15 protein-coding genes are annotated in these 18,034 nt (G+C 72.2%); 7 read left to right on the top strand and 8 right to left on the bottom strand.

Going from position 1 to position 18,034, the window contains the following annotated elements; all coding sequences use genetic code 11:
* The first annotated feature begins 268 nt into the window (after positions 1–268).
* The 4 genes from ABZ659_RS00485 (at position 269) to ABZ659_RS00470 (ending at position 5,137) form a co-directional block, all read left to right on the top strand.
* The gene (locus tag ABZ659_RS00485) at positions 269–3,484 is read left to right on the top strand and encodes a nitrate- and nitrite sensing domain-containing protein (protein WP_360211917.1); all 3,216 of its coding nucleotides are present in this window, start codon (positions 269–271) and stop codon (positions 3,482–3,484) included.
* 10 nt (positions 3,485–3,494) lie between these two features.
* On the top strand, positions 3,495–3,908 hold the full coding sequence (locus ABZ659_RS00480; RefSeq protein ID WP_004983065.1) for a roadblock/LC7 domain-containing protein: 414 nt from the start codon (positions 3,495–3,497) through the stop codon (positions 3,906–3,908).
* Between the two features lie 94 nt (positions 3,909–4,002).
* Entirely contained in the window at positions 4,003–4,575 is a 573-nt protein-coding gene (locus ABZ659_RS00475) for a DUF742 domain-containing protein (protein ID WP_360211915.1), read from the top strand.
* Positions 4,556–5,137, top strand: a complete 582-nt coding sequence (locus ABZ659_RS00470) for an ATP/GTP-binding protein (RefSeq protein WP_159535964.1) — start codon at positions 4,556–4,558, stop codon at positions 5,135–5,137. The genes ABZ659_RS00475 and ABZ659_RS00470 overlap by 20 nt, the downstream gene beginning before the upstream one ends.
* Positions 5,138–5,274: 137 nt before the next feature.
* On the opposite strand, the gene ABZ659_RS00465 is transcribed toward ABZ659_RS00470, so the two are convergent.
* From ABZ659_RS00465 to ABZ659_RS00455, 3 genes are all read right to left on the bottom strand, one after another.
* Positions 5,275–5,469: an acyl-CoA carboxylase subunit epsilon gene (locus ABZ659_RS00465; protein ID WP_360211913.1), complete on the bottom strand. Its 195-nt coding sequence runs from the start codon at positions 5,467–5,469 to the stop codon at positions 5,275–5,277.
* Positions 5,470–5,526: 57 nt separating this feature from the next.
* Positions 5,527–7,110 carry an acyl-CoA carboxylase subunit beta gene (locus ABZ659_RS00460; RefSeq protein ID WP_360211911.1) on the bottom strand — a complete coding sequence of 528 codons (1,584 nt, stop codon included), beginning with the start codon at positions 7,108–7,110 and terminating at the stop codon, positions 5,527–5,529.
* Between the two features lie 192 nt (positions 7,111–7,302).
* Entirely contained in the window at positions 7,303–8,088 is a 786-nt protein-coding gene (locus ABZ659_RS00455; RefSeq protein WP_360212274.1) for an SDR family NAD(P)-dependent oxidoreductase, read from the bottom strand.
* A 370-nt stretch (positions 8,089–8,458) separates the two neighbouring features.
* Between ABZ659_RS00455 and hpnR the strand changes: the two genes are divergently transcribed.
* Together hpnR and ABZ659_RS00445 are read left to right on the top strand one after the other, a co-directional pair.
* Positions 8,459–9,958 carry a hopanoid C-3 methylase HpnR gene (gene hpnR, locus ABZ659_RS00450; RefSeq protein ID WP_360211909.1) on the top strand — a complete coding sequence of 500 codons (1,500 nt, stop codon included), beginning with the start codon at positions 8,459–8,461 and terminating at the stop codon, positions 9,956–9,958.
* A 9-nt stretch (positions 9,959–9,967) separates the two neighbouring features.
* Complete coding sequence (locus ABZ659_RS00445) at positions 9,968–10,918, top strand: DMT family transporter (protein WP_360211907.1); 951 nt, start codon at positions 9,968–9,970, stop codon at positions 10,916–10,918.
* On the opposite strand, the gene ABZ659_RS00440 is transcribed toward ABZ659_RS00445, so the two are convergent.
* On the bottom strand, positions 10,845–12,128 hold the full coding sequence (locus ABZ659_RS00440) for a glycosyltransferase (RefSeq protein ID WP_360211905.1): 1,284 nt from the start codon (positions 12,126–12,128) through the stop codon (positions 10,845–10,847). The two genes, ABZ659_RS00445 and ABZ659_RS00440, sit on opposite strands and share 74 nt — an antisense overlap.
* Positions 12,129–12,294: 166 nt before the next feature.
* Here ABZ659_RS00440 and ABZ659_RS00435 point away from each other — a divergent pair, with 166 nt between their 5' ends.
* A complete protein-coding gene (locus tag ABZ659_RS00435) occupies positions 12,295–12,849 on the top strand; it encodes a YceI family protein (RefSeq protein ID WP_360211903.1) in 555 nt (184 codons plus the stop codon).
* A gap of 20 nt (positions 12,850–12,869) precedes the next feature.
* Here ABZ659_RS00435 and ABZ659_RS00430 read toward each other — a convergent pair whose 3' ends face one another.
* The 4 genes from ABZ659_RS00430 to ABZ659_RS00415 all read right to left on the bottom strand — a co-directional run bounded on the left by ABZ659_RS00430 (position 12,870) and on the right by ABZ659_RS00415 (position 18,032).
* A complete protein-coding gene (locus tag ABZ659_RS00430; protein WP_360211901.1) occupies positions 12,870–14,222 on the bottom strand; it encodes a hypothetical protein in 1,353 nt (450 codons plus the stop codon).
* Between the two features lie 170 nt (positions 14,223–14,392).
* Positions 14,393–16,006: a citramalate synthase gene (gene cimA, locus ABZ659_RS00425; RefSeq protein ID WP_360211899.1), complete on the bottom strand. Its 1,614-nt coding sequence runs from the start codon at positions 16,004–16,006 to the stop codon at positions 14,393–14,395.
* Positions 16,007–16,288: 282 nt separating this feature from the next.
* On the bottom strand, positions 16,289–16,909 hold the full coding sequence (locus ABZ659_RS00420; protein ID WP_360211897.1) for a TetR/AcrR family transcriptional regulator: 621 nt from the start codon (positions 16,907–16,909) through the stop codon (positions 16,289–16,291).
* 1 nt (position 16,910) lies between these two features.
* Positions 16,911–18,032, bottom strand: a complete 1,122-nt coding sequence (locus tag ABZ659_RS00415; RefSeq protein WP_360211895.1) for an agmatine deiminase family protein — start codon at positions 18,030–18,032, stop codon at positions 16,911–16,913.
* Positions 18,033–18,034 lie beyond the last annotated feature (2 nt).

The raw sequence follows: 18,034 nt of genomic DNA, 5'->3' as shown, positions 1-18,034 counted from the left end.
GTGATGCCGCCACGCGTCGCGGTCAAGCGGTGTCGCTGCGCGTACGAATGCCCCGTCTTTTGCCGGGGCTCGTTCTTTATGACCGTTTTATCTGGGACTTACATCGAACGGAACCAGCGCTTTCCCATGTTTGGAAGAGCGCTGACTGACGTGCTGGAATGCCTGAACTGCCCAATAGTCAAAGACGTACTCCTTGGTCGATGGCGCACTGGGCTCTGAGACACTGCGGCACAGCGTTGGTGCCCGCCGCCGAGAGGTTGTTGGTCGAGTGAGGCGAAGCAAGAACGGCCCCGAGCCGCCCACACGGGGCAACTTCACCCCGCCGCCGCGCGGAGCGGCGCCCGCGTCCGTGCCCGGCCCGGAGCCGACGGCCGCGGCCACGCCCAACGGCGGCCGGTTCTCGCCGAGCAACTGGCGGGTGCCGACCCGGCTGAACGCGATCCTGCTCATACCCGTGCTGGTCGGCCTGGTCATGGGCGGCTTCCAGGTGAAGGGCTCCATCGACACCTGGCAGGAAGCCGAGGACGCCAAGAAGACCGCCCGCGTGGTGCAGGCCGCCCTCACCTACGCCGACGCCCTCTACACCGAGCGCGACGTCACCGCCGCCCCGCTGCTCCTCGAAAGCAAGAGCAACGAGGACCAGGCCACCGTCAGCAAGGCGCGCGCGACCACCGACGAGGCGGCCGACGCCTTCGACGAGGCCGCGCGGAACATGCCGTCCAAGCCCGGTCTCGAACGCCGGCTGAAGCTGTTCCGGGAGGCGGAGACCACCCTCCCGACACTGCGCCAGGGCGCCTACGTCTCCCCCAAGCTCACCGGGGTGATGACCGAGGAGGGCTACCTGAACGTCGCGCACCCGCTGCTGGAGTTCGCCAACGAACTCGGTCTCGGCACCGGCAACATCACCAGCTACGGCCGTACCGTCTACGCGATCTCGCTGACCAAGTCGGCCCTGTCGCTGGAGCGGTCCATCGGTATGCACCTGCTGGTCAAGCCGGGCCCCGGTGAGGGCAGTCTGGCCAGCCAGAAGGTCGCGCTCACCTCGTACGCCTACCTGGAACGCATCGCCATCGAGGAGTACCGAGGCGGTGGCACCGAGGCCGACGTGCGCAAGCTGGAGGACCTCCAGGACCAGCTGAAGGCCGACGCCAGGGAACAGGCCAAGGAAGCCCTCGCGCAGAACCCCGACTACCAGGCGCCGCCGTCCGACCCGGCCAAGATGGTCGCGGCCATCGCGGGCCTGGAGTCCGTCGACCCCACCGAGCGGGCCGCCCTCGCCGAGCAGGGCATCACGGCGGAGAACTGGTGGGCGGTCAACACCCTCAAGTACGACGCCTACCGCACGATCGAGTCGGACATGACCGGCGCCGCGGTGACCGAGGCGTCCGCCATCGCCGACGACGCCAAGCGGGACGCCTTCATCACCGGCGCCGCCGTCGTCATCGCGCTGCTCGCCGCGTTCATCCTGGCCGGGATGGTCGCCCGGCAGATGAGCCGCTCCATGCGCCAGCTACGCAACGCCGCCTTCGGCATCGCCGAGCAGCGGCTGCCGATGCTGGTCGACCAGCTCTCCCGGACCGACCCGGGCCGGGTGGACACCCGCGTCCAGCCGATCCCGATCGCCACCCGCGACGAGATCGGCGAGGTCGCCCGCGCCTTCGACCAGGTGCACCGCGAGGCCGTCCGGCTCGCCGCCGAGCAGGCCCTGCTGCGGGGCAACATCAACGCGATCTTCACCAACCTCTCGCGCCGCAACCAGTCGCTGATCGAGGGCCAGCTGACCCTCATCACCGACCTGGAGAACAACGAGGCCGACCCGGACCAGCTGGAGAACCTCTTCCGCCTGGACCACCTGGCGACCCGTATGCGCCGCAACGGCGAGAACCTCCTGGTCCTCGCGGGCGAGGAGCCGGGCCGCCGCTGGGACCAGCCGGTCCCGCTCGTCGACGTGCTGCGCGCCGCCTCCTCCGAGGTGGAGCAGTACGAGCGCATCGAGCTGTCCGGCGTCCCCGAGGCCGACATCCACGGCCGTGCCGTGACCGACCTCGTGCACCTGCTGGCCGAGCTGCTGGAGAACGCCACCACGTTCTCCTCCCCGCAGACCAAGGTCCGCGTCACCGCCACCCGGCTCCCCGACGGCCGGGTGATGATCGAGATCCACGACAAGGGCATCGGCCTGACCGCCGAGGACTTCGCGGACATCAACCACAAGCTGGCCAACCCGCCGACCGTGGACGCCGCGATCTCCCAGCGCATGGGCCTGTTCGTGGTCGGCCGGCTCTCCGACCGGCACGGCATCCGGGTCCAGCTGCGCCCCTCCGGCGAGCAGGCGGGCACCACCTCGCTGGTCATGCTGCCGGACGCGATCACCCACGGCGGTGGGGGCGAACAGCCGCCGGAGCGCGAGGAGTTCACCGTCTCGCAGATCATCCCGGAGGAGCAGTTCCAGGGTGAGGGCTTCGCGGTGCCACAGCAGCAGCAGCCGATGCGCACGGCCGCGGAACTCGGCTTCGACGACAGCCGCTACGCCGAGATCCCGGACGACATCCGCGAGCTGGACCCGGTCGGCCGCTCCCTCATGCGCGAGGAGCGCCGGGCGGCGCTGGAGGCGCAGACCCACCAGCCCGAGCAGCAGTCGGAGACGGCCGCCTACCCCGACGGCCAGCAGTCCTACGACGACGGCGGTACGGGCTACCCCGAGCAGTCGGCGTACGGCCAGCAGGCCCGCTACGAGGAGCCGCGGCAGCAGTCGTACGACGAGCAGTACTACGCGCCGGACGGCGGCCTGCCGCAGAACGACGGATTCTCCTCGGACAGCGGGTTCCCGGCGACCGGCGGCTACCCGGAATCCGGTTATCCGGAGTCCGCCCCGCAGGACGCGCAGGCGGCACCGGCCGCCGCCGCGGACGGCTACCAGGGCTTCGACGAGCAGTCCTACCAGCAGAACTGGCAGCAGACGTCCGACTACCAGAACGGCTACCCGGACGAGTACGCTCGCCAAGCGGAACCCACGCAGGCCGCTGACGCCGGTGAGCGGGACAGCGTAGGCTTCGACCGTCCGGATGCGGACCAGGCCCAGGGCCACGAGCTGACCGACGCCGGTCTTCCCCGCCGCGGATCCACCGCGGGCGGCGCGGGCGCCGAGCGGCCCTCGGCCCAGGCGGCGTCCTCCCCGTCGGCGAACACCGAAGACAGCTGGCGTTCGGCCAACGACGAGCGCTGGCAGCAGGCATCACGCCTGAAGAAGCCCAAGGCGGGCGGGGTGACAGCCTCCGGCCTGCCGCGCCGGGTGCCCAAGGCCAACCTGGTCGAGGGCACCGCGGAGTCGACCCCGCAGGGCGGCCCCCAGGTCTCCCGCGCTCCCGAGGACGTCCGGGGCAGGCTGAGCAACCTGCGCCGGGGCGTCCAGCGGGGACGCAACGCGGGAAGTGAAACGAACGGCCAGGGCTTCGGTCCTGACAGCACCTACAACCAGGAGCGTTAGTGTGAGCCCGATGAGCCAGGCGGCACAGAACCTGAACTGGTTGATCACCAACTTCGTGGACAACACCCCGGGTGTGTCCCACACGGTGGTGGTCTCCGCCGACGGACTCCTTCTGGCGATGTCCGAAGGCTTTCCCCGCGACCGCGCCGACCAGCTCGCGGCCGTCGCGTCCGGTCTGACCTCGCTGACCGCGGGTGCCTCGCGGATCTTCGAGGGCGGCAGCGTGAACCAGACGGTTGTGGAGATGGAGCGGGGATTCCTCTTCATCATGTCCATTTCCGACGGTTCGTCGCTCGCGGTTCTCGCACACCCCGAAGCGGACATCGGCCTCATCGGGTACGAGATGGCCCTTCTGGTGGACCGTGCGGGCACGGTCCTGACCCCGGATCTCCGTGCGGAGCTCCAGGGGAGCCTTCTCAACTAACAGACAGACGGTGCGTTTTCGGGTCCCGGGGCCGTAAGGTTTCGGGACGCGGCTCCACAGGGATGGGTGCCCGGCACGGTCGGAGGAGGAGAAAGTGGCAACACCCCCAGGCGGTTCATCTACGGGCGACTGGCCGTACGGCCCTGCCCAGGGCCAGCACGACGGCGCCCAGAACCGGTACGACTTCCCCTCCACCCCCGGCCACCGGCGTCCGTACTCGCCCCAGGGCCCCGGCCCCGGCCAGTACGACCAGCCGCAGGCACCGCGCATCCAGCCCGTGCAGCCGCATCACCGCACCACTGAGCCAGCGCCCGCCGGGGCGTCGCACAACCCCCTGGTGCGTCCGTACGCCATGACGGGCGGTCGTACCAGGCCCCGTTACCAGCTCGCCATCGAGGCGCTGGTGCACACCACAGCGCAGCCGCACCAGATGCAGGGCCAGCTGCCCGAGCATCAGCGGATCTGCAACCTGTGCCGGGAGATCAAGTCGGTGGCGGAGATCTCCGCCCTGCTCACGATCCCTCTCGGCGTGGCCAGGATCCTCGTCGCCGACTTGGCGGAGGCGGGCCTGGTCGCCATCCATCAGCCCGGCGGCGACGAGAGCGCCGGCGGCCAGCCAGACGTGACACTGCTCGAAAGGGTGCTCAGTGGACTTCGCAAGCTCTAGCGGAGGGCCTTCCCGCTCCACCACGTCCGCGAAAATCGTGGTGGCCGGCGGCTTCGGCGTGGGCAAGACCACGTTCGTCGGCGCCGTCTCGGAGATCAATCCGCTGCGCACGGAGGCCGTCATGACGTCTGCTTCGGCAGGCATCGACGACCTCACCCATACCGGGGACAAGACGACCACGACGGTCGCCATGGACTTCGGCCGCATCACCCTGGACCAGGACCTGATCCTCTACCTGTTCGGTACGCCCGGCCAGGACCGGTTCTGGTTCATGTGGGACGACCTGGTGCGCGGCGCGATCGGCGCGGTGGTCCTGGTGGACACCCGGCGCCTCGCCGACTGCTTCCCCGCGGTCGACTACTTCGAGAACAGCGGGCTGCCGTTCGTCATCGCGCTGAACGGGTTCGACGGGCAGCAGCCGTACCAGCCGGAAGAGGTACGGGAGGCGTTGCAGATCGGGCCCGACACGCCGATCATCACGACGGACGCGCGGCACCGGGCCGATGCGAAGTCGACGTTGATCACGTTGGTCGAGCACGCGCTCATGGCGCGGTTGCGGTAGGTTTCCGCGGCTGCTGGGCTGCCCCGGGCGGTTTCGTCGCCGGCCGCGGGCAGTCCGGGGCCTGTCGCGCGGGTCCCGCGCCCCTAACGGCAGAAGGGCCCCCTCTCTTGGGAGGGAGCCCTTCTCTGTGTCTGTCCTCAGCGCCAGCTGTGGGGGGCGCGGAAGCCGTTCTCGCGTTCCAGGCGGCGCCAGGGGGCTCTGGCCCGGCCGCGGTGGGCGGGGGTCGGAGTGGCGCTGTGGGCGGCGGCGCGGGCCAGGAGGATCGCCGTGAGGGCGGCGACTTCCTCGGGCTCGGCGTGGCCCTTCTCTACGCGGATGTCAGGGGCGTCCATGGGTGTCAGTCTCCGGGAGTCAGACGTCTGGGGGGTTGCCGTGCCGGGAACGACCGGTTACTGCGGCGGGTTGCCGTGCTTGCGGGAGGGCAGGTCGGCGTGCTTGCTGTGCAGCATCGCCAGCGACCTGATGAGCACCTCGCGGGTCTCGGCCGGATCGATGACGTCGTCCACCAGGCCGCGCTCCGCCGCGTAGTACGGGTGCATCAGCTCGGACTTGTACTCCTTGACCATCTTCTGGCGCATCGCCTCGGGGTCCTCGGCCGAGGCGATCTGACGGCGGAAGATGACGCCCGCGGCGCCCTCGGCGCCCATCACGGCGATCTCGTTCGTCGGCCAGGCGAAGGTCAGGTCCGCGCCGATGGACTGGCTGTCCATCACGATGTACGCACCTCCGTACGCCTTGCGCAGAATCAGCGAGATCCTCGGCACGGTGGCGTTGCAGTAGGCGTACAGCAGCTTCGCGCCGTGCCGGATGATCCCGCCGTGCTCCTGGTCGACGCCCGGGAGGAACCCGGGGACGTCCAGGAACGTGACGATCGGGATGTTAAAAGCGTCACACATCTGGACAAAGCGCGCAGCTTTTTCCGACGCCTCGATGTCCAGGACGCCCGCGAGGACCTGGGGCTGGTTGGCGACGATGCCGACGACCTGGCCGTCCATCCGGGCCAGCGCGCAGATGATGTTGCGGGCCCAGCGCTCGTGCACCTCCAGGTAGTCGCCGTCGTCGACGATCTCCTCGATGACCTTGGCCATGTCGTACGGCCGGTTGCCGTCCGCCGGGACCAGGTCGAGCAGGACGTCGGAGCGGCGGTCGGGGGCGTCGGAGGACTCGGCGCGGGGCGGGTTCTCCCGGTTGTTCTGCGGGAGCAGCGAGAGGAGGTACCGCACCTCGGCGATGCAGGTCTCCTCGTCGTCGTAGGCGAAGTGCGCGACGCCGGAGGTCTCGGCGTGCACGTCGGCGCCGCCGAGGCCGTTCTGGGTGATCTCCTCGCCGGTGACCGCCTTGACGACGTCCGGGCCGGTGATGAACATCTGGGAGGTCTCGCGGACCATGAAGACGAAGTCGGTGAGGGCGGGGCTGTAGGCCGCGCCGCCCGCGCACGGGCCGAGCATCACGGAGATCTGCGGGATCACCCCGGACGCCTTGGTGTTGCGCTGGAAGATGCCGCCGTAGCCCGCGAGGGCGACGACGCCCTCCTGGATGCGGGCGCCCGCGCCGTCGTTGAGGGAGACCAGCGGCGCCCCGGCCGTGATGGCCATGTCCATGATCTTGTGGATCTTCTTGGCGTGGGCCTCGCCCAGCGCGCCGCCGAAGATGCGGAAGTCATGGGCGTAGACGAAGACCGTGCGGCCCTCGACGGTGCCCCAGCCGGTGATGACGCCGTCGGTGTACGGCTTCTTGGCCTCCAGGCCGAAGCCGGTCGCCCGGTGCCGCCGCAGTTGCTCGACCTCGTGGAAGGTGCCGGGGTCCAGCAGCAGCTCGATGCGCTCACGGGCCGTCAGCTTGCCCTTGGCGTGCTGCGCCGCCGTCGCCTTCTCGCTGGGACCGGCCAGCGCCTGCGCACGGATCTCGTGCAGCTCGGCTACTCGTCCGCGCGCGTCCGCCGGCTCACCCGGTGCCTCATCCAAAACGGTCATGTAGCGACCTTACGAAGCAGAGCAAGGAAAGGGGGCCGTCGACTCTGTACAGTCTCCGGCCTGTTTTCCTGGTACGACTGAACAGAACCACCCAGGGACAGTGCCGTTTCGACTGGTCAGAGGGGTCTCCGGTTGTAGGGGCCGGACAAGAAACGGGATCGAGCCGCAATCGAGGCTCCCTGGACCACCCGGTCAGCCGAACCGGTGCAGCAACCGACGGTACAGGCCCGGCGCGAGGCCGCGTACCCGCCCCGGCAGGGTGAGCCAGCCGGGGACGTGGACGTCGTCGCGGCCGTGCCGTACGGCGTCCCAGACCGCGCCCGCGACCCGGCCCGCGGAGGTGGGGCGGGGGCGGGAACGCCGGTACGGGGTGCCGCGCCGGTCGAAGAACGCGGTGTCCACCGGGCCGGGTACGACGAGGGTGACGCCGACGCCGGTGCCACGCAGCTCCTGGCGCAGCGCCTCGGCGAACGCGGCCGTGCCCGCCTTGGCGGCGGAGTACACCGCCTCGTCGCGGACGCCCACGCTACCCGCGACGGAGCCGACCAGCACGACCCGGCCGCGTCCGGCGGCGACCATGGCCGGGAGCACCTCGCGGACGAGGTGGAGGGTGGCGTTGAGGTCGGTGTCGAGGACGTGGTCGATGTCCGTGTGCCGCATCGTCAGGAACGGCCCGGCCCAGCCGATGCCCGCCCCCGCCACGAGCACGTCGACCCGGCCCGCGGCCCCCAGCGCCTCCCGGGCGACCCGGCGCGGCCCCTCCGGCTCGGTGAGGTCGGCGGGCAGCACGACGGCCCCGGTCCCCCGGGCGGTCTCCGCGAGCCGCCCCCGGTGCCGTCCGGTCAGCACCAGCCGCCAGCCCTCGGCGGCGAACCGCCGCGCGGTCGCGGCCCCGATGCCGGAGGAGGCGCCGGTGACCAGCGCCACCGGGGTGTCGGGGGGCGGCGGCGGGGGCGGTCCGGAGGCGCGGCCCGGCAGCCTGGTGGCGCTGGTGGCCGAGTCGTGGACGGGTCCGGGGCCGGAGCCGGTCTGGGTCACTTGGCGGTCTCCCTGGCTGTTGGTCCGGTGGGGCGGCCCGGGGCGGGGGGTGGGGTCGTGCCCGGGCTGTCCCGAATGCGGGGCCCTCCCGCTTCCCAGGACACCGCCACCGGGGCGCCCGGCGCCAGCGGTGGAGCCGTTCGTACGAATATCGGCCACCCGGCCGGGTCCCGCGACCGAAGCGCCGCGGGCGCCGGACCACCCCTGCGGGCCGCGCGGTGCCGCCAGGCGGCGGTACGGGCGGTGCGCGGGCCCGCCCACCGGGATACGAAGGGGAGACCCTTCTGTCGGCCCCCGTGGCGAGGTGACCATGCGCGTGCTGCTCGTCCACCCCAGCGCCCTGATGTACTCCGAGATCTTCCTGCGGCTCGAACCGCTCGGCCTGGAACGGGTGGCGGGCGCGGCCCGCGACGCCGGGCACACGGTGCGGGTGGTGGACCTCCAGGTGCTCAGTCAGGACCGGTTGCGCCGTGAGGTGATGTCCTTCCGGCCGCAGGCGCTCGGCATCTCGCTCAACTACCTGGCGAACATCCCCGAGGCGATCGAGCTGGCCACCCGGGTGAAGCGGGTGGTGCCGGGCTGCTTCGTCTTCTTCGGCGGGCACAGCGTGTCCTTCGTCGCCGAGGAGGTGCTCCAGCAGGCGGACGGCGCCGTGGACGCCGTGGTGCGCGGCGAGGGCGAGCCGGTGATCGCGCCGCTGCTGGACGCCGTACGGGACGGCGGGGTGGACGGTGTGCCGGGCATCGTGACGGCTTCGGGGCGGGGGCCCGCGCCGCTGATGCTGCACAGCATCGACTCTCCGCTCCCGGCACGCGACCTGATGCGCAACCGCCGCCGCTACTTCATCGGCGAACTCGACCCGTGCGCGTCGATCGAGTTCACCCGCGGCTGCCCGTGGGACTGCTCGTTCTGCTCGGCGTGGACGTTCTACGGCCGCAGCTACCGCAAGGCGTCCCCGGAGGCCGCCGCGGCGGAGCTGGCGAGCATCCGGGAGCCGAACGTGTTCATCGTCGACGACGTGGCGTTCATCCGGCCGGAGCACGGGAACGCGATCGCCGCGGAGGTGGAGCGGCGCGGCATCCGCAAGCAGTACTACCTGGAGACCCGCAGCGACGTGCTGCTGCGCCACCCGGAGGTCTTCGAGCGGTGGGCCCGGCTGGGGCTGCGCTACATGTTCCTGGGGATGGAGGCCATCGACGCGGCGGGCCTCGACCTGTACCGCAAGCGGGTCAGTCCGGACGAGAACATCAAGGCGCTGGAGGTGGCCCGCAAGATCGGCATCACGGTCGCCATCAACCTCATCGTCGACCCCGCCTGGGACGAGGAGCAGTTCCGGGTGGTGCGGGAGTTCGCGCTCGCCGTGCCGGAGATCGTGCACTTCACCGTGATGACGCCGTACCCCGGCACGGAGATCTGGCACACCGAGTCGCGGCGGCTGACCACCCGCGACTACCGCCTCTTCGACATCCAGCACGCCGTGGTGCCGACGACGCTGCCGCTGGGCCGGTTCTACGAGGAGCTGGTGCGCACCCAGGCGGTGATCAACCGCAAGCACCTAGGGCTGCGCACCGCGTTCGGGGCGGCCCGGATCCTGGGGCGCAACCTGTTGCACGGGCAGACCAACTTCGCCCGGATGCTGTGGAAGTTCAACAAGGTCTACAACCCCGAGCGCCAGCTCGCCGACCACCGGATGCCGGTCCGCCACGAGCTGCCGCTGCCGAAGCGGCTCGACGTCGGCGACCGGCGGCAGTTGTACGTCCACACGCGCGGGGCGACGCAGGGCGCGCCGAGCCGCCGGGTCGCCGAGTAGGCCGCAGCGGTGGTCGGGATCGCGGTCCCGGCGGCGCTCGCGGCGGGCGGCTGCTTCGCCGTCGCGGGGGTGTTCCAGCAGCGGGCCGCGGCGGCGCGTCCGGACGACGAGGCGCTCTCCCCGCGGCTCCTCGGCCAGTTGGTGCGGGACCGGCTGTGGCTGTGCGGCATCGGTCTCGCGGTGCTCGCGTACGGCTTCCAGTCGCTGGCCCTGGCGTTCGGGCCGCTGAGCCTCGTCCAGCCGTTGATCGTGGCGGAGCTGGTGTTCGCGGTGCCGTTGTCGGCGCGGCTGTACCGGATCCGGCTGGGGCGCCGGGAGTGGCTGGGCACGGTGGCGGTGGCCGGGGGGCTGGCACTGGCGCTGGCGTCGGCCCGGCCGCGGGGCGGGCGTCCGGAGGCGGCGGGGTGGGGGGCGTGGCTGCTGGTGCTGGGGGCGACCGGGGCGCTGGTGGTGCTGGCGTTGGCGGTGGGGCGGGGGCTGTCGGGGCCGTGGCGGGCGTCGGCTACCGCGCTGGCGGCGGGGGCGGTGATGGGCACCCAGTCGGTGCTGCTCGCGGCGACCGTGGACCGGCTGCGGCACGGGCTCCTCTCGGCGCTGGCCGCCTGGCAGACGTACGCGCTGGTCGTCGCCAGCGTCGGGGGGCTGCTGCTGATCCAGAGCGCTTTCCAGCAGGGGCCGTTGGCGGCGAGCGTGCCGGTGATCGACGCGGCCGAGCCGGTGGTCGCGGTGACCGTCGGGACCCTGCTCTTCGGCGAGACGGTCAGCACCGGGTGGCCGGTCAGCGCGGTCACGGTGACGGGGCTGGTGTGCGTGGTGGCGGGGGTGGTGGCGCTGGACACCTCGCGGGTGGTCGCGGCGCTGCACGGGCGGGGGCCGGAGCCGGGGTTCACGCGGCGTGGGCCGGGGGTGTGTGGTCGTCCGGGCTCGGGCGGGTCCAGTGCGGCAGGAGGTCCTCGGTGAGGACCCGGGTCCAGGTGGGGTGGTGGTGACGGGCCGTGGCGGCGGCGGCCCGGCGGACCCCGGTCAGGTGGTGGGGGTCGGTGACGAGCGTGGCCAGGGCGTCGGCCCAGGTGTGCGGGTCGTCGGCGGGTACGACGATCCCGTCCCGGCCGGGGGCGCTCAGCCACTGGGTGGTCGTGGCGCCCTCGGGGAGCAGGACCGCGAGGCCGCTGGCCATCGCCTCGGCGACGACGTTGCCGCAGGTCTCGGTGCGGGACGGGAAGGCGAACACGTCGCAGCCCGCGTACACCTCGGCGAGCCGGTCCTGCGGGAGCGGGCCGAGCAGGGTGGCGTCGGCGCCGAGCAGCCGGTGGACGGCGCCGGTCTCCGCGCCGGAGCCCACCATCACGAGGTGCGCGGCGTCGCCCCGGTCGCGCAGCAGCCGCAGGGCGTGCGCCAGCAGGGGCAGCCCCTTGGAGGCGTCCAGGCGGCCCGCGAACAGCACCAGCGGGCGGTCGGCGGGCAGGCCGTGGCGGTGGGTGAGCAGGGCGCGGGCGGTGGGGTCGGGGTGGAAGCGGTCGTGGTCGGTGCCGCGGCGCAGCGGGCCGACGCGGTGCGGGCCGAGCAGCGGGGCCAGCTCGGCGCGTCCGGCCGGGGTGGGGACGAGGACGCGTTCGCAGGCGCCCAGCAGCCGGTCGCGGCGGCGCCGCAGCCAGCGTTCGGCCTGGTCGGCGAGGACGTCGCCGGGGTGGTGGCCGGGCAGCGGCAGCGCGCGGTCGGCGAGGTGGCGGGTGTAGACCGCGGCCAGCCTGGGGACGTCGGTGTGCACCGACGCCACCAGCCGGGGCACCGGGTCGCCCCTGCGGGCGGCGGCGCGGGCCAGCCGGACGGCCGTGGTGGCGTAGGCGAAGCTGTGGGTGAGGTGCCAGACGTCGTGCCGGGGCAGCAGGGCGGCGAGACGCGGGTGGTACGGGGCGAGGTCGGTGGCGTCCCCGGCCCCCTCGGCGGAGCTGAGCCGGGCGGTGCCGAGCACCGGCCGGAGCATGACGAACCGGACGTGCGGCGCCAGGGTCTCCACGTGGTCCCGCTCCCCCAGGAAGTACACGGTGAGGTCGGGCACGAGGCCGTCGGGGAGCCCGGCGGCGCTCTCCGCGAACCGCTCCCAGCTCTTGACCTGGCCCCCTGACATGGCGTTCCGCGTCAGCTCGACCAGGACGGCGACCGAGTCCACGGTCACTGGGTACCACTGGGCCGGATGATCCAACCGCGACACCCGCCGATGACGTTGAAAGCCGGAGGGAATAGGTCTACCGTCGACCACGTTAGGCTCGTTGAATGTTCAACTTACTGGCCCCGCGGTTCTCCTCCGAGCCGCCCGCAACCCCTTGGGAGACATCATGAGCGACCAGAACCTCACCGCCCTGACCGGTGACTACACCATCGACCCCGCCCACACCACCATCGGCTTCGTCGCCCGGCACGCCATGGTCACCAACGTCAAGGGCAAGTTCCTCGACTTCACCGGCACCCTGCACCTGGACGGCGGCGACCCGGCCAAGTCCACCGCGTCGATCGACGTGCAGATGGCGAGCATCGACACCGGCAACGCCGACCGCGACGGCCACCTGAAGAGCGCCGACTTCTTCAAGATCGACGAGTTCCCGACCATGACCTTCCGGTCCACCTCGGCCGAGTCGCTGGGCGGCGACGACTACCGCGTCACCGGCGACCTGTCACTCCTCGGCGTCACCAGGCCGATCACCGTCGACCTGGAGTTCAACGGCGCCGCGAAGGACCCGTTCGGCAACGAGCGCGTCGGCTTCGAGGGCAAGGCCACGATCCTGCGCTCCGAGTGGGGCCTGACCTGGAACGCGGCGCTGGAGACCGGCGGCTTCCTGGTCTCCGACAAGATCAAGCTGAACTTCGACGTCTCGGCGATCCGCAACGCCTGAGGCCGGTCCCGGAGGGGGCTTCAGAAGCCGCCGCCGAAGTCCCCTCCCCCGAACCCGCCGCCGAAGTCGCCGCCCCCGCCGAAACCGCCGCCGAAGTCACCGCCGCTGAAGTCCGCCCCGGAGACGTCGCCGCCCTCGTAGCCGCCGAAGTCGCCGTACCCGGAGCCGTAGTCGGCGGCGTACGCCGAGGTCGCCATCATGTTGCCCAGCAGGGTGCCGACGAGCAGCGCCGGGAGCAGGCCGCTGCCGTAGTAGCCGCCCGCCCACGGGCCGTAGGCGGGGCCCGCCTCCCAGTACGGGCGGCGGGTGCCGGACTCGGTGACCACCTCGCGGGCCAGCGGGTCCCGGCCCTCGGCGAGCCGGGCCTGGTCGACGGCGCAGACCGGCACGTCGCGCGGGGTGCCGCCCAGCGGGGCCCACTCGGTGTCCGCGACCGACAGTCCGTGCCGTGGGTCGAAGAAGCACGGCGGACGGCGCTCCGGCAGCGGGCGGCCCGCACGGCGGGCGGCCAGCCGGGCCAGCGCGAAGCGGCCGTCGTCCAGGGACTGGGTGACCGGGCGGACGTCCTCCGGTTTCAGCGCCGCCGCCATGTGCGACTTGGCCGTCTCGTAGGCGTCGAGGGCGTGCTCGTAGTCCTCGCGCATCGCGTCCGTGGCGCCCGGCCCACCGGGGTGGAAGTCGAGGCGGTCCAGCTCCTCGCCGAACGCGGTGATGTCCTCGTCCACTACCACCCGCAGCTTCTCCAGCGCGGCCCGCTGCTCCTCCGCGTGCCGACGGCGGTTGCGGCGCACCAGCGTGTACGCGCCCGCGCCCCCGGCCACCAGCACCGCGCCGAGCGTGATCAGACCGCCGGTGGACACGCCCTCGGCGCCGTCGCCGCCGCTCCAGCTGCTCGGCGCCGAGCCGCCGACGTTGCGCAGCGCGCCGTCGACGAAGTCGTTGAGCTGGGCCTTGGCGTCCCCCGCGCCCTGTACCGAGGCGACCAGGTTGGACACGCCCTGCTGGCTCAGCACGCTGCCGTCGGCGCGGGCGTCGAACGCGTCGCCGAGCCTGATGGCGTACAGGCCGGTGACGCCGGTCTCGGTGCGGAGGTTCCGGAAGAGGTCCTCGGTGGGATAGCCCTCGGGGAGGACCGCCACGAAGACCGGCTTGTCGGCGTCCTCGATCTTGGCGGCCAGGGCGTCCGCGTCCGCGGCGGAGAGCTGGTCGGAGGCCGCGGGGTCGACGTAGACGGGGCCGTCGCGGAGGGCCTTGGCCACGTCGGAGAGGTCGGTGGCGGCGTGGGCGTGCGACGCACCGGCCAGCAGGATCGCCACGGCGGCGATCAAGGTCGACAGGAGCAGGCGGGCGGACGTACGCGGCGCGGCCTTCATATGTTCGAAGTTACCCGATTTCGGGGAGAAACGGGCCTGCGCCCCCGGCGCGGGGACGTGCGCTTCGCGCCGGGGGCGCCGGGGGTACTCGTGGTCGTCGGGTGCGGGGCGTCGGTGGCTGGTCGCGCGGTTCCCCGCGCCCCCGCGGGCGCGAGCCGACCCGCCTCCGCTCACTCCGCGGGCTCTACTCCCGCCCTGAGCAAGCCGTACGTGTACGCGTCCTCCAAGGCCTGCCAGGACGCCGCGATGACGTTCTCCGCCACGCCCACCGTCGACCACTCGCCCGAGCCGTCGCTCGTGGAGATCAGGACGCGGGTGGTGGACTGGGTGCCGTGGACGCCCTCCAGGATGCGGACCTTGTAGTCGACCAGGTCGAGCTTGGCGAGCTGGGGGTAGATCTTCTCCAGGGCCACCCGCAGCGCGCGGTCGAGGGCGTTGACGGGGCCGTTGCCCTCGGCGGTGGCGACGATGCGCTCGCCCTTGGCCCAGAGCTTGACGGTGGCCTCGTTGGCGTGGGTGCCGTCGGGGCGGTCCTCGACGATGGCCCGCCAGGACTCGACCTCGAAGTAGCGCGGCGGCTTGCCGCCCTGCACCTCGGCGCGCAGCAGCAGTTCGAAGGAGGCGTCGGCGGCCTCGTAGGTGTAGCCGTTGAGTTCGCGGTCCTTGACCCGCTCGACGACCCGGCCGACCAGCTCGCGGTCGCCGCCGAGGTCGATGCCGAGTTCCCGGCCCTTCAGCTCGATGGAGGCGCGGCCCGCCATGTCGGAGACCAGCATCCGCATGGTGTTGCCGACCTGCTCGGGGTCGATGTGCTGGTAGAGGTCCGGGTCGACCTTGATCGCGGAGGCGTGCAGGCCCGCCTTGTGGGCGAACGCGGAGACACCCACGTAGGGCTGGTGGGTGGAGGGGGTGAGGTTGACGACCTCGGCGATGGCGTGCGAGACCCGGGTCATCTCCCTCAGCCGGCCGTCGGGGAGGACCTTCTTGCCGTACTTCAGCTCCAGGGCCGCGACCACGGGGAACAGGTTGGCGTTGCCGACGCGCTCGCCGTAGCCGTTGGCCGTGCACTGCACGTGGGTGGCGCCCGCGTCGACCGCGGCGAGGGTGTTGGCGACCGCGCAGCCGGTGTCGTCCTGGGCGTGGATGCCGAGCCGGGCGCCGGTGTCGGCCAGCACCGTCGCGACGACCGCCTGCACCTGCGCCGGGAGCATCCCGCCGTTGGTGTCGCAGAGGATCACCACGTCGGCGCCCGCCTCGGACGCGGTGCGGACGACGGCCTTGGCGTACTCCGGGTTGGCGCGGTAGCCGTCGAAGAAGTGCTCGCAGTCGACGAAGACCCGGCGGCCCTGCTCGCGGAGGAAGGAGACGGTGTCGCGGACCATCGCCAGGTTCTCGTCGAGGGTGGTGCGCAGGGCCAGTTCCACATGCCGGTCGTGGGACTTGGCGACCAGCGTGACCACCGGGGCGCCGGACTCCAGCAGCGCTCTGACCTGCGGGTCGTCGGCCGCCGTGGTGCCCGCGCGACGGGTCGCGCCGAAGGCGACCAGTTGGGCGTGCCGGAAGTCGATCTCCTGCTGGGCACGGGCGAAGAACTCGGTGTCCCGCGGGTTGGCGCCGGGCCAGCCGCCCTCGATGAAGCCCACGCCGAAGTCGTCCAGGTGCCGTGCGATGGTCAGCTTGTCCGCGACGGTGAGGTTGATGCCCTCCCGCTGCGCGCCGTCGCGCAGGGTGGTGTCGAAGACGTGGAATGAGTCGTCCAGCTCGCTGGTTGCCGTCTCGGTCATGGTCTGAAGGCTCCTGAGTTGATCTCGGTCTACCGGAATGACCGGCTCCACCGTCCTTCTTATGATCCCTTACGCTCCTTGCCCGGTATGCGGTGGTCCGGGCAAAAGAAAAACCCCTCGCGGGTGCGAGAGGTCTGCGCGCGGGTCGAGGACGACGGTGGCCGCCCGTACCTGGTCGTACGTGGCGGTCACTGCGGACCGGCGCGCCTGCTGCCAATAATCATGGCGAACGAGAGCACGGGGGCAGTCTGGCACAGCCGTTGACCGGATCTCACCGTTGTCTCAGGATGCGGGCGGGTGAGGTCGGGGCGGCGACAGGGACGCGTCCAGGAACTCCCGCACGTGCCCCAGGATCCGTGTGCGGTCCGTGCCGCGCGGGCCGAGGGCGACGTGGAGGGAGAAGCCGTCCAGGAGCGCGCGCAGCCGGGTGGCGAAGCGGTCGGCGTCCACCGGGCGGAACGCGCCGTCCGCCATGCCCTCGGTGAGCAGCGCCACCAGGTCGCGGTGCCAGGCCCCCTCGATGGCGGCCTGGCGCTCGTGGGCGGCGTCGTCGGCGTTCCCCGAGCGGTTCCAGACCTCCAGCCACAGCGTCCAGTGCGGGTCGCGGTGGCCGTCGGGCAGGTACAGGTCGACGTAGGCGGCGAGCCGTTCGCGGGCGGGCGCGGCCCGGGTGAGCAACCGTCCGCGCTCCACGCCGAGGCGTCCCTCGCTCCACTCCAGGGTGCGCAGGAGGAGTTCGTCCTTGGAGCCGAAGTAGTACAGCAGGTGGCCGCTGCTCATGCCGACCTCACGGCCGAGCGCGGCCATGGTCAGCTTCTCCAGACCGCGTTCCGCGATCATCGCCATGGCGGTGGCGAGGACGTCCTCGCGGGGCGGGGCGGGCCTGCGCCGCACACCGGCCATCTCACTCGCTCCTAGGTCCGGTCGTTTGGATCATGCCGCAGACGCGGCGCTGCACAGCCACCGCCGATGCCCTGCGACCTGATCCGAACGACAGGCCCCAGGTCCTCGGCTGCTGCTGGGTGACGCAGTGGATGCCTCCGCCACCGGCGAAGATCGTACGCGCGTCGACGAGGGTGACCGTCCGGTCGGGGAAGAGGCGCCGGAAGATGGCCGCGGCGGTCTCGTCCCGGGGGTCGTCGAAGCCGCAGAGCACGACGCCGCCGTTGCAGAGGTAGTGGTTGACGTAGGAGTAGTCGGCCCAGTGCCCGTCGGCCTCCAGGACGGTCGGGGCGGGCACCTCCACCACCTCCAGCGGGCGGCCCCGGGCGTCGGTCCGCGCCCGCAGCAGGCCGATGACCTCCCGCGTGACCTCGTGGTCGGGGTGCGCGGGGTCGGGCTGGTGGTGGGCGACGACCACCCCGGGGCGGGCGAACGCGGCGACGATGTCGACGTGCCCGAGGGTGCCGTAGCCGTACGGGGGGTAGTCGGCGGTGAGGCCGCGCGGCAGCCAGATCGCCTTGCTGGTGCCGAGCCGGGCGTGGACCTCGGCCTCGACCTCGGCCTTGGTCCAGCCCGGGTTGCGCTCGGGGCCGAGCTGCACGGTCTCCGTCAGCAGGACCGTGCCCTCGCCGTCGACGTGGATCGCGCCGCCCTCGTTGACCAGCGGCGAGGTGTACGTCGTCGTGGCGCCCGCGAGGTCCGCGACGTGCGCGGCGACCTTCGCGTCGTGCTCCCAGCGGGCCCACTCCTGCGCGCCCCAGCCGTTGAACGTCCAGTCGACGGCGGCGAGTTGCCCTCGTCCGTCGGTGAGGAAGGTGGGCCCGACGTCCCGCATCCAGGCGTCGTCGAGTTCCCGCTCGACGGTGTCGACGCCGTCGCCGAGCAGCGCGCGGGCCTCCGCCGACTGGCCGGGGCCGCACACCACGGTCACCGGCTCGAAGCGGCGGACGGCGCGGGCGACCGACGCCCACGCGGCCCGTGCCGCGGCCAGCCCGGCGGGGTCGTCGAAGGTCGGGTTGGCGCCGGGCCAGGCCATCCAGGTGCGCTCGTGCGGGGCCCACTCGGGCGGCATACGGAAGGTCATCG

Origin of the sequence: Streptomyces sp. NPDC006997, assembly GCF_040635175.1 — a bacterium.
Lineage (GTDB): Bacteria > Actinomycetota > Actinomycetes > Streptomycetales > Streptomycetaceae > Streptomyces.
This window is presented reverse-complemented; position numbering and strand designations above follow the sequence as displayed.

What these genes read in the sequence shown, in the direction of transcription:
- ABZ659_RS00480 (WP_004983065.1), top strand. Translation starts at nt 3,495, where the DNA reads ATGAGCCAGGCGGCACAGAACCTGAACTGGTTGATCACCAACTTCGTG.
- ABZ659_RS00465 (WP_360211913.1), bottom strand. Translation starts at nt 5,469, where the DNA reads ATGGACGCCCCTGACATCCGCGTAGAGAAGGGCCACGCCGAGCCCGAG.
- ABZ659_RS00460 (WP_360211911.1), bottom strand. Translation starts at nt 7,110, where the DNA reads ATGACCGTTTTGGATGAGGCACCGGGTGAGCCGGCGGACGCGCGCGGA.
- hpnR (WP_360211909.1), top strand. Translation starts at nt 8,459, where the DNA reads ATGCGCGTGCTGCTCGTCCACCCCAGCGCCCTGATGTACTCCGAGATC.
- ABZ659_RS00435 (WP_360211903.1), top strand. Translation starts at nt 12,295, where the DNA reads ATGAGCGACCAGAACCTCACCGCCCTGACCGGTGACTACACCATCGAC.
- ABZ659_RS00430 (WP_360211901.1), bottom strand. Translation starts at nt 14,222, where the DNA reads ATGAAGGCCGCGCCGCGTACGTCCGCCCGCCTGCTCCTGTCGACCTTG.
- cimA (WP_360211899.1), bottom strand. Translation starts at nt 16,006, where the DNA reads ATGACCGAGACGGCAACCAGCGAGCTGGACGACTCATTCCACGTCTTC.
- ABZ659_RS00420 (WP_360211897.1), bottom strand. Translation starts at nt 16,909, where the DNA reads ATGGCCGGTGTGCGGCGCAGGCCCGCCCCGCCCCGCGAGGACGTCCTC.
- ABZ659_RS00415 (WP_360211895.1), bottom strand. Translation starts at nt 18,032, where the DNA reads ATGACCTTCCGTATGCCGCCCGAGTGGGCCCCGCACGAGCGCACCTGG.